The organism is Avibacterium gallinarum (genome assembly GCF_002921135.1).
Taxonomy (GTDB): Bacteria; Pseudomonadota; Gammaproteobacteria; order Enterobacterales; family Pasteurellaceae; genus Avibacterium; species Avibacterium gallinarum.
In genome coordinates this window covers 1-11,691 of sequence record NZ_PQVJ01000023.1, presented here as the reverse complement: position 1 = coordinate 11,691, position 11,691 = coordinate 1, and the positions used below count along the sequence as shown (strand labels likewise).

9 protein-coding genes and 4 tRNA genes are annotated in these 11,691 nt (G+C 41.3%); 2 read left to right on the top strand and 11 right to left on the bottom strand.

Annotated features, from left to right (window positions below):
* Nucleotides 1–163 precede the first annotated feature (163 nt).
* Entirely contained in the window at nt 164–2,200 is a 2,037-nt protein-coding gene (gene prlC, locus C3007_RS08705) for an oligopeptidase A (protein ID WP_103854085.1), read from the top strand.
* A 56-nt stretch (nt 2,201–2,256) separates the two neighbouring features.
* Here the strand turns inward: prlC and C3007_RS08700 are convergent, their stop codons facing one another.
* From C3007_RS08700 to C3007_RS08660, 9 genes are all read right to left on the bottom strand, one after another.
* The gene (locus C3007_RS08700) at nt 2,257–3,516 is read right to left on the bottom strand and encodes an NRAMP family divalent metal transporter (protein WP_103854084.1); all 1,260 of its coding nucleotides are present in this window, start codon (nt 3,514–3,516) and stop codon (nt 2,257–2,259) included.
* A gap of 131 nt (nt 3,517–3,647) precedes the next feature.
* Nucleotides 3,648–3,722 (bottom strand) — tRNA-Gln (locus tag C3007_RS08695).
* 44 nt (nt 3,723–3,766) lie between these two features.
* A tRNA-Gln gene (locus tag C3007_RS08690) sits at nt 3,767–3,841 on the bottom strand.
* 27 nt (nt 3,842–3,868) lie between these two features.
* Nucleotides 3,869–3,953, bottom strand: a tRNA-Leu gene (locus C3007_RS08685).
* 4 nt (nt 3,954–3,957) lie between these two features.
* Nucleotides 3,958–4,034, bottom strand: a tRNA-Met gene (locus tag C3007_RS08680).
* 145 nt (nt 4,035–4,179) lie between these two features.
* A complete protein-coding gene (locus tag C3007_RS08675) occupies nt 4,180–5,403 on the bottom strand; it encodes an ROK family transcriptional regulator (RefSeq protein WP_103854083.1) in 1,224 nt (407 codons plus the stop codon).
* A gap of 156 nt (nt 5,404–5,559) precedes the next feature.
* A complete protein-coding gene (gene nagA / locus C3007_RS08670; protein ID WP_103854082.1) occupies nt 5,560–6,705 on the bottom strand; it encodes an N-acetylglucosamine-6-phosphate deacetylase in 1,146 nt (381 codons plus the stop codon).
* Nucleotides 6,706–6,728: 23 nt separating this feature from the next.
* A complete protein-coding gene (nagB, locus tag C3007_RS08665) occupies nt 6,729–7,532 on the bottom strand; it encodes a glucosamine-6-phosphate deaminase (protein ID WP_103854081.1) in 804 nt (267 codons plus the stop codon).
* A gap of 209 nt (nt 7,533–7,741) precedes the next feature.
* A complete protein-coding gene (locus C3007_RS08660) occupies nt 7,742–8,890 on the bottom strand; it encodes a 5-methyltetrahydropteroyltriglutamate--homocysteine S-methyltransferase (protein ID WP_103854080.1) in 1,149 nt (382 codons plus the stop codon).
* A gap of 218 nt (nt 8,891–9,108) precedes the next feature.
* Between C3007_RS08660 and C3007_RS08650 the strand changes: the two genes are divergently transcribed.
* Nucleotides 9,109–9,927 (top strand): DNA ligase, encoded by an 819-nt coding sequence (locus C3007_RS08650; RefSeq protein ID WP_103854078.1) that lies wholly within the window; start codon nt 9,109–9,111, stop codon nt 9,925–9,927.
* A 54-nt stretch (nt 9,928–9,981) separates the two neighbouring features.
* On the opposite strand, the gene adk is transcribed toward C3007_RS08650, so the two are convergent.
* Both adk and C3007_RS08640 read right to left on the bottom strand, forming a co-directional pair.
* A complete protein-coding gene (adk, locus tag C3007_RS08645) occupies nt 9,982–10,626 on the bottom strand; it encodes an adenylate kinase (protein ID WP_103854077.1) in 645 nt (214 codons plus the stop codon).
* A 132-nt stretch (nt 10,627–10,758) separates the two neighbouring features.
* The coding region (locus tag C3007_RS08640; protein WP_103854076.1) for a bile acid:sodium symporter family protein at nt 10,759–11,691 on the bottom strand (933 nt) is incomplete at its 5' end.

The window sequence follows — 11,691 nt, the reverse complement described above, 5'->3', positions numbered from 1 at the left end:
CGTTATCTTCATTTTTGTAGTATAGCATTGTTGCTAATCTACTACAGCTCCAATAAAAATTATTCTCAATTATCCATATTTTTTTAGATTTCTCAACCTTGATATTATAAAATCTTCCCTTATTTGTTAGCTTAATACTTTCTTTTAAAAGCAAGGAGCTTTTATGTCAAATCCATTGTTAAGGGAAACACACTTACCGCAGTTTTCGCAAATTAAACCAGAACATATTCAACCTGCAATTAGTCAATTAATTCAAGAAAATCGAGATACTGTAGAACAGGTTTTAAAACAACCGCACTTAACTTGGCAGAATTTTATTGAACCGCTTACTGAAAGTGGCGATCGCTTAAGCAAAGCCTGGTCGCCTGTGAGCCACTTAAATGCGGTGAAAAATAGCCCTGAATTGCGTGAAGCCTATCAAGCTTGCTTGCCATTGCTTTCTGAATATAGCACTTGGTTAGGGCAACACGAAGGCTTATACCAAGCCTATTTACAGCTGAAAAATAGCCCAGAATATGAAACCTACAGCGTGGCACAGAAGAAAGCCATTGATAATGCGTTGCGCGATTTCAAACTCTCAGGCATTTCTTTACCAGCCGAAAAACAAAAACGCTATGGCGAAATCGTGGCGCGTTTATCCGAGCTAAGTTCACAATTTAGCAACAATGTGCTAGATGCTACAATGGGCTGGGATAAGGTAATTACGGATAAAAATGAATTAGCAGGCTTACCAGAAAGTGCTTTACAAGCGGCAAAACAATCTGCAGAAAGCAAAGGGCTAGAAGGTTATCGCTTCACTCTTGAGTTTCCAAGCTATTTGCCGGTGATGACCTATTGTGAAAACCGTCAATTGCGTGAAGAAATGTATCGCGCTTTTGTAACTCGTGCTTCAGAACAAGGCCCGAATGCAGGGAAATGGGATAATTCCGTCATTATGCAAGAGATCTTAACTTTGCGCGTTGAGTTGGCGAAATTGCTTGATTTTGAGCATTACACCGAACTTTCTCTTGCCACTAAAATGGCTGAAAATCCGCAACAAGTGTTGGATTTCCTCGATAATTTGGCAAGCCGTTCCAAAGCACAAGGACAACAAGAATTAGCGGAATTAGAAGCGTTTTGTAAAACTCACTTTAATATTACCGCACTTGAGCCTTGGGATATTGCGTTTTACAGCGAAAAACAAAAACAACATTTATACGCCATTAATGATGAAGAACTTCGCCCTTATTTTCCCGAAGATCGCGTACTTTCAGGCTTATTTGAGCTGATTAAACGCTTATTCAACATTCGTGCTGTTGAACGTTTTGATGTGGACACTTGGCATAAAGATGTACGTTTCTTTGATTTGATTGATAGCCAAGATCAAGTGCGCGGTAGTTTTTATTTAGACTTATACGCCCGTGAAAATAAACGTGGCGGTGCGTGGATGGACGATTGTGTTGGTCGCCGCCGTAAAGTCGATGGCACAATTCAACAGCCAGTGGCTTATCTCACTTGTAACTTTAACGCACCAGTGGGTGATAAACCTGCGCTTTTCACTCACGATGAAGTCACCACCTTATTCCACGAATTTGGACACGGTATTCATCATATGCTCACGCAAATTGATATCGCAGATGTGGCGGGCATTAATGGCGTGCCTTGGGACGCAGTGGAATTACCAAGCCAATTCTTAGAAAACTGGTGTTGGGAAGAAGAGGCGCTTGCCTTTATTTCAGGGCATTATGAAACGGGCGAACCACTACCAAAAGAAAAATTGCAACAGTTGCTTAAAGCGAAAAACTTCCAAGCGGCAATGTTCGTATTACGTCAGCTTGAATTTGGGTTATTTGATTTCCGTTTGCATCATTATTTTGATGCGAACCAACCCAACCAAATTTTAGACACCTTAAAACAGGTAAAAGATGACGTTGCCGTCATCAAAGGTGTGGATTGGGCAAGAAATCCGCATAGCTTTAGCCATATTTTTGCCGGCGGTTATGCAGCGGGCTATTACAGCTATTTATGGGCGGAAGTGCTATCGGCAGATGCGTTCTCGCGTTTTGAAGAAGAAGGCATTTTCAACCCAGTAACCGGGCAATCTTTCCTTGATGAAATTCTCACCCGTGGCGGTTCAGAAGAGCCAATGGCGTTATTCAAACGCTTCCGCGGCAGAGAACCGCAATTAGATGCCTTGTTAAGACACAAAGGCATTGCATAAAATTCTGCGAAAAAAAGACCGCACTTTAAAAGTGCGGCTTTTTTTATCAATATTTTTTAGTTTATCCAACCAAAATGTGAAGCAATAAATAACAATGTGAAACCAGCAAGGTAAACCAATCCGACTAAAGATAACCATAATAGGAAACCTCTTACACAATGTTCACCTTTCATCACCAACGATAGGTTCAACCACGCAAATACAGGAGTTGAAACAAAAGAACCTATCATTGCCAATTTTAACATTGGTCCTACGGCATCACTGAAACAGAAAATAATCACTAAAACTGCGATTGTTGAACATAAGATAGATAAATTTAAAAAACTTACACGGCTTTCTTTTTTGCCCGCTAGTAATCTCAAACTTTCAAGATTAGTGCGAGAATAACCATCTAGCATTGATAATGTCGTACCGAAAATACACATAAATGCGATAAAAGCAATGAGGTCTTTTGCCCATTCACCAATGGTTGAAGAATACATATTGATAAGCTGTGCAATATATTTCCCCCCTACCATTTCAACGGTTTCGTTGGAGCCAAATTGCACTAGCGCCCCCAATGCAAGAAACACTAACGCTAAAATCGCAGTGCTAACATAGCCAACATTAAAATCAAAAATCCCATCTTTATAAGATACTTTGGTTAAACGGCGTTTTGCCACCACCCACATTGAATTAATGACGGAAAGTTCAATGGGTGCTGGCATCCACCCCATTAGCGCCACAATAAAAGCTAATGCGCTTAAATTCCAAGGTGATGGGGAAATGTAATCATCGGCTGCAATTCCTTGCACGCCATTACGCATCAGTGCGATTACCACAGCGGCAACGGTCGTTACCGTTAATGCAATCATAATCACTTTCGCTAAACCATCTAATAAGCGATACTTCCCAAAAAGTAAAATCGCAGCAGCGGAAGAAATCATTATTGCGCTTAAGACAGACATATTAACTGGTGTAGGTAACACGAAATTAAGAATAACCGCACACAGCAAGGAAATCGCCGTCATATTAATGGCGGTTGAGAAAATATTAAGTAAAAAGAAAACCCATAAATATAATTTTCCTTTTTGGCGATAACCGTCAAGTAAGGTATTGCCTGTATCTAGCGTGTATTGCACACCGAAACGGAAAAAAGGATATTTAAAAAAGTTTGCAAGAATAATGATAATTGCGAGTTGCCAACCATAAATTGCTCCTGCTTGAGTAGAAGCAATAATATGCGATCCGCCGATGGCGGCTGATGCCATTAAAATCCCCGGCCCTAGGGAGCTAAACTTAGTTGTCCAGCCTGTTTTTGTTGTGTTTGTGGTCATAGTTATTCCTTATGAAAAAAGGAAATGATTATAATTGATATAAATGCAAAAAACATAAGTGCGGTGTAATTTTTTGCAACTTTTTTACACTATAAAAACAAGAATAAAGGAAAATCTATTAGGAAAGATAATGGCTGGGGTACTAGGACTCGAACCTAGGAATGCCGAGATCAAAACCCGGTGCCTTACCGCTTGGCGATACCCCAATAGAAAATTCTTTAAGAAAAGAAGATTGAAATGTTAGATAGTATGGCTGGGGTACTAGGATTCGAACCTAGGGATGCCGAGATCAAAACCCGGTGCCTTACCGCTTGGCGATACCCCACCTACTAAAGAACTGCAAGCTAATGAATGGTGCGGGACGAGGGACTTGAACCCACACACCTCGCGGCGCCAGAACCTAAATCTGGTGCGTCTACCAATTTCGCCAGTCCCGCAATATGGTGGCTATGACGGGATTCGAACCTGTGACCCCAACATTATGAGTGTTGTGCTCTAACCAACTGAGCTACATAGCCAAACATTTTGCATTCACCTCATCGGCTTTGCGGGGCTAATTATGCTGATCTGACTCCCCTTCGTCAACTCTTTTTTTATGCTTTTTTCTAAATTCTTTCTCATTCGCATAGAGATTATACAAATCGGCGTAAAAGCGACCGCACTTTACTCGGCCAATAAATGTTGTAGCAATCTACCATCTAATAAGGCTTGTTTAATCAACGCAAATGCGCCAATCACATCTTCATTTTTTAATTCAGATGCCACCAGTGGCGTGCTTTTCACAAACGCGGGTAAAGCCAAGTTGTCTAAGGTTCGGCGGATAGCTGCAAACAGCACGCTTTGCGCTTGCGTAATCTCCCCTGAAATAACAATTTTTTCAGGATTAAACATATTCACACTCATAGCCAACACGCGCCCAATCTGCACACCAACGTGTTCGATCAAATCAACCGCTACGGCATCTTGCTTATTTACCGCTTTGCAAATCGCTTCAATATCGTGGCTTTCTAAAGAAATCCACTTGCTTTGATAACCATCTTCCAGCAAACCCTGCATTTTTTCTTCAATTGCGGCATTGCTCACCACCGTTTCCAAGCACCCCACATTGCCGCATAAACAACGTTTACCCAAAGGATCCACCTGAATATGCCCAATTTCCCCCACATTATTTTTATAACCGAGAAAGACTTCGTGATTAATCACAATGCCTGCGCCAACGCCACGATGAATACGCAATAATAAGGAATCATAGCAATCTTTGGTGATACCAAAATAATGCTCCGCTAAAGCTAAACTTCGCACATCGTGGCCAATAAAAGTCATTAATTGGAAGTGTTCTGCAAGGTGATTCGCCAGCGCCCAAGGTTCATCAAGGGATAAATGCGGTAAATATTGAATGTCGTTGGTTTTTACATCTACAAAGCCCGGCACAGTAATGCCAATGGCAATAAATTCGGCATTTTTACGCTGATGCTGTTCGATAAACTGTGCAAGGTGCATTATTAAAAATTGCTCAATTTGCACCGCACTTTGATGCTCCGGCAAATCCACAATTTCTCTTTTCAAGAGCTTCGCAGAAAGATCCATAATGGCAAAGGTTACCTGCTTACGCCCTAAATGAATGAGAATGGTGCGAAAAGCTTTATGCTCCGCAATAATAGACGTGGCACGCCGCCCGCCGGTGGACTGTTGCTGCTCCACCTCTTTAATTAGCCCACGCCCTAACAGGTTACGCGCGATTTTGGTCACACTCGCCGGTGCGAGCTGGCTTAGTTCAGAAATTTGAATACGAGAAATCGGCCCTTGCTGGTCAATTAATTTATAAACCACCGCACTATTCATCTGTTTAACAAAATCAACATTCGCGATTTGATGATTATCCCGCATTCTTTTTCCCACACATAAAATACATAAAACGAATAATGCTGTATTTTAAAATGAATTGGGCAAAATGCCTAGACTAGAAAATGGCTAAACAAAAAGGCAGCCGAAGCTGCCTTTATTTCGTATTTAAATAGCACTCAAAGTGCGGTGATTTTTTGGCTAATTTTTATACCACGTCCACTGCCCATTTACCGCGCTGCATAGCACATCAAAATCATTGTTAAACACCGTCAAATTGGCGATTTTTCCTTCTGCAATATCGCCTAAATGATCATCAACACCAATGGCTTTGGCTGGGTAGTAGTTGCACATTCTTAGGGTTTCATCAAGTGGAATGCCCACTTGTTTCACCGCATTTTCTACCGATTCAATCATTGTGATTGCAGAACCGCCGAGCGTGCCGTTGGCGTCATAGCATTTACCATTACGCACATACACAGTTTTGCCGACAAAGTCGAAAGATTCAATATCCGCCCCTGCGGCGGCTGTGGCATCTGTAACAATGCACAATTTATCGCCTTTCACTTTTTTATCAATTTTGATATTGCCGAATTCAACGTGCAAGCCATCGACGATAATACCCGTGTAAATATCGCTGTCTAACACCGCGCCGACAACGCCCATTTCACGTCCTGAGCTAATTGGCGACATCGCATTGTGCAAGTGGGTGGCAAACGTTGCCCCCTTGGCAATTGCTTGTTTAGCTACGTCATAAGTGGCGTTGGAATGCCCGATGGAAACCACAATGCCACTTTGTACAAAATCACCAATATATTTTGCTGTTGGATTTTCAGGGGCAAGAGTGATTTTGGTGATCACCGCTGAATTTTGGCATAGAAAATCTTTCATTTCAGGGCTTATGGCACGAATATATTCTGCCTGATGCACGCCTTTCTTTTCGACACTTAAATAAGGCCCTTCCAAATGCAAGCCAAGTGCTTGATTTTTATGCTTTTTAAGATATTCCCCCATTACCGAAACAGCTTGCTTAATGCCCTCATCATCTGCCGTGATAAAGGTTGGCAGATAACTTGTTGTACCAGATCGCAAATTGGTTTTCTGCATAATTTCCAGGGTTTTCACGGACGTATCGCCATTAAACATCACGCCACCACAGCCGTTTAATTGCAGATCAATAAATCCTGCTGTGAGATTATTCCCTTTTAGATCAATTTGTTGCATTCCTTCAGGCAGATTTTCTTGTGGCAAGATAGAAAGGATTTTTTCATCTTCCACAATCACCGCGTGTCCATAAAGCACGGCTTGGGCGGTATAAATCACGCCATTAACTAACGCATAACGCATTTTTTCACCTTCTTTTTTATTCGCTATAACACACTATGAATGGCTTTGGCTTCTAACTCAGTGAAATATTTCACGGTTTTCACTTTTAATTCCTGCGTTGCCGGTTCATCACAAACAAAGATTGCGTGACGATGTAGCTGTAACGCACTGATCGTCCAAAAATGGTTCACACTGCCCTCTACACCCGCTTGCAAAGCAAGGGCTTTATTATGCCCTGTGACTAAAAGCATCACTTCTGCTGCATCAAGCAACGTGGCGACCCCAATGGTTAAGGCGTATTTTGGCACTTTATTCACGTCATTATCAAAGAAACGTGAGTTAGCGATAAGAGTATCTTCCGTCAGAGTTTTAATTCTGGTGCGAGAAGCCAGCGATGACGCAGGTTCGTTAAAGGCGATATGGCCGTCCACGCCAACGCCGCCCATAAATAAATTGACCTTGCCGTAAGATTGCATTTTTTCTTCATAGCGGCGGCATTCTGCATCAAGATCCGGTGCATTGCCGTCTAACAAGTTAATATTTTTTTCTTGAATATCAACGTGGTCGAAAAAATTCTTATACATAAAAGAGCGGTAACTTTCTGGGTGATCTTTTGGCAGCCCAACATATTCGTCCATATTAAAGGTTACCACGTTCTTAAAGCTCACTTCCCCTGCCTGATAAAGCTTAATTAATTCTTTATAGGTTTGTAACGGCGTGCCGCCTGTTGGCAATCCCAGCACAAAAGGGCGTTCTTCCGTTGGTTTAAATTCATTAATACGATCAACAATATGACGTGCAGCCCATTTGCTAACTTGCTCGGCGGTTTTTAAAGGAATTAAACGCATAGCTCTCTCCTGTTTGCTATCTAAATTCTATTATTTTGAAGTATCATTTCATAATTTTTATTATAAAATAAGATTAACTTCAAAGAGAAATAGAATTTTAACCAAAAGAGAAAATCGTGATCTAAATCACAAAGAGAAAAATTTGCAAAAATAATACCGCTCTATAAAAAAGCGGTATTCTTCTATCATCAGGAATGAAAGGTCAAAAATTATGCCTTACCCCAAACTTCCTCAACAATTTCACGAATGAAATTCAGTTTATTCCATTGTTGCTCTTCTGTCAGGATATTGCCTTCTTCCGTTGAAGCAAAACCACATTGCGGGCTTAAACAAAGCTGGTTGATGTCCACATATTGTGCGGCCTCTTGAATACGTTTGATGATTTCGTTTTTATCTTCAAGATTGCCGTCTTTTGAAGTAACCAAACCTAGCACGACTTGCTGATCCTTAATAAAGCGCAATGGTTTGAAATCGCCCGAACGATCGCTATCGTACTCAAGGAAGAAGCCATCAACGTTACAGTGCCCAAATAGGGTTTCCGCCACAGGTTCATAGCCGCCCGATGAGAACCAAGTTGAGCGGAAGTTACCACGGCAAATGTGCATTGTAATCGTCATATCCGCAGGTTTCGCGGCAATAATGCGGTTCACCATATACACATAATCTTTCGCTAGTTGCTCTAAATCAAAGCCACGTTCTTGATAAGCCTGACGTTTTTCTTCAGAGCATAATTCGCCCCAGCTCGTGTCATCTAATTGCAGGTTGCGACAACCTAGTGCATAGAATTTTTGCATCGCACTAATATAAGCGTCCGCAATATCATCAAGTAATTGCTGATTGTTGTTTTTATAACGCTCAATTGGCTGATAATCCGTTTCACGCACCGTACAAATTAAATGTAACATTGAAGGAGATGGAATGGTGAATTTAACGGGATAATCGCCAGCGATTTGCTGTAAAGAACGGTAATGTTCAAGGAATGGGTGAGTATCCGAGAAGCCGATTTTATCAACAATTTTCAAGGTTTTAGGACGAACATTATGATGCTTAAATTGAACAGAAAATTTTTCTGCTTCTACTTCTTCCACGCCATCTAACGCACTTAAGAAATCTAAATGCCAAAAGGTACGGCGAAACTCTCCATCGGTTACCGCAGGCAAGCCCACTGCTTTTTGGTGCGCCACTAAATTTGCAATTTCTTTATCTTCCACTTGGGTGAGATCCGCACAAGAAATATCCCCACAGCTACATTGTTGGCGTGCCTGTTTTAAACTTTCTGGACGTAAAAAACTGCCAACAATATCAAAACGATAGGGGGCTTTATCACGAAGTTGTGCATTAGGAAATAGTTTGCTCATAATCACTCTCTTTTAGTTATATTTAGATAGAAAGCCGTGATTTTAACAAAAAATTCACACATATTCTAAAAAAATCCCCAAAAACCACCGCACTTTTAAAACCATAATAATTTTTACGATCGAGATCGCAAAACCAAATTGCATTTTCCACAAGTGCTAAAAAGTCGCTTAATATCCCAACCAAATTTTTATTGCGCAGAAGCATCGGGGAGAAAATTATGCCTTATATTCAGCGTATCCTGCTCATTTTATTCACGCTATATTCAATATTGGCTAAGGCCAATCCGCCAGATTTAATGCTACTTGGCACTTACCACAATCAAAATGTGCAAGGTTGGGTGATGAGCGAAAAGCTAGACGGCATCAGGGGATATTGGGACGGTAAACAGCTTTTTACAAGACAGAATAAAATACTCACGCCACCATATTATTTCATTAAAGATTTTCCGCCTTTTGCCATTGATGGTGAACTGTTTAGCCAACGCAATGCGTTTGAGCAAATTTCTTCTATTGTACGTTCACAAAAAGATAAAGGCTGGGAAAAATTAAAGCTCTATGTTTTTGATGTGCCTAATGCCAAAGGCAATTTATTTGAACGTCTAGCGGTGTTGGAAAATTATTTAGCCCAGCACCCAAGTCAACATATTGAAATTATTAAGCAAATTCCAATTGAACATTATGCCCAAGTGCAAGATTTTTTACGTGAAGTAGAACAAAAACAAGGGGAAGGCTTGGTGCTGCGTAACCCTAACGCGCCTTATGAAAACAAACGCAGTCAGCAAATTTTGAAATTAAAGACCGCACTTGATGAAGAATGTGAAGTGATTGCACACCATAAAGGCAAGGGGCAATTTGCTGATAAACTCGGTGCGATTACTTGTAAAAATCAGCGTGGGGAATTTCGTATCGGTTCAGGTTTTAAATTAACGGATAGAGAAAATCCACCGCCAATCGGTTCAATCATTACCTACAAATACCGTGGTTTGACACAAAAAGGGCTGCCACGATTTGCCACTTATTGGCGGAAGAAGGAATAATAGCGCATAAAAAATCCCCTTGAAATCAAGGGGATTGATAAAGTGCGGTGGAAATTAAGCGAGAATTTTATCTAATTCAGCGCTCACTTCTTCCACTTTTTGCGTGCCGTCTAAACGGAAATATTTCGTATTGCCCGCTTTGGCTTCAGCTTGGTAGTAATCCACTAATGGCTTGGTGGTGTTGTGATACACTTTCAAACGATCTAACACCGTTTCAGGCTTATCATCGGCACGGATAATTAAATCTTCACCGGTTACATCATCTTTGCCTTCCACTTTTGGCGGGTTATACACAACGTGGTAAGTACGTCCAGAAGCTTGGTGAACGCGACGACCGCTCATTCGCTCAACAATCACTTCATCTGGCACATCAAATTCCAACACATAATCAATGCTGATGCCTGCGCTTTTTAAGGCGTCCGCTTGCGGAATGGTGCGCGGGAAGCCGTCTAATAAAAAGCCTTTCGCGCAATCTTCTTGTGCAACACGCTCTTTCACGAGCGAAATAATTAAATCATCTGGCACAAGCTGCCCTGCGTCCATTAAGGTTTTCGCTTGTTTGCCTAATTCTGTTCCCGCTTTAATTGCCGCGCGCAACATATCGCCCGTAGAAATTTGTGGAATACCGAATTTGTTCATAATAAATTGTGCTTGTGTGCCTTTGCCTGCACCCGGCGCACCTAAAAGAATAATCTTCATATCAACCTCGTTTATAAAAAAATCTGCGATAACATACCTTTAATAAGTCGAAAACTCAAGGGCGATGAAAATCAAAATTAACTAATTTGCAAAAAATTCATAAAAAAGCACCGCACTTTATTTTCCTTGCTCTCACGAAATCTCTTCCGCAAGTTCCTTTTGTGAAGGGGATTTGCGGTATTTATCCACCCATAATAAGAAATTAGCATAAACCGTTCCCGCCACGGAGTGCCACACGCACGCCACGGCACAAACCACCGCTGATTCTGGAATAGTTGGGAAGAACTTCATACTTAATCCGGTGGCTAAGCCTGCGTTTTGCACTCCCACTTCCAAGGAAATAGTTTTCTTTTTTGCTAAGCTCATTCCAAACAATTTGCCTGAAGAATAGCCAAGGGCGTAGCCGATAAGGTTATGTACCACGATACAAAGCAAAATCATTAAGCCTGATTGTAAGAAGTAATCCCCATAAAGCGCGACCACGCCGCCTACAATAAAGGCGAAGTTAATCACTGCTACACCCGGCATTAACGCTTTGATGTCTTGGAACCATTGTTTGCGGTGTAAGCTGATGTTTAAAATTGAGCCCACCGCCACAGGTAACACGGTGACTAAAAGCATAAATTTAAACATTGCCCAGCCGTTCATTTCCACGCTTTGCCCTACCAAATAATTTAGCAATAATGGCGTCATTACTGGCGCAAGCAAGGTTGAAACGGTGGTCATTCCCACTGAAAATGCCACATCGCCTTTGCATAGGAACGTCATAATGTTAGACGCCACACCTCCAGGGCAAGAGCCAACTAAAACTAAACCAAGGGTGAGTGCTGGAGAAAGATCAAAACTTTTTGCAATAGCAATCGCCACAAAAGGCATTACGGTATATTGCACAATGGTACCGATAAGAATATCCAGTGGGCGTTGCGCTAACACTTGATAATCTTTTTTACCTAAGGTCATTCCCATTGAAAGCATAATAATACTGATGATGAAAACCTGCGTATCGCCTTTTACCCAAGTGAATAATTCAGGTTTATAAAAGGTGATTAACGCCAGCACAATAAT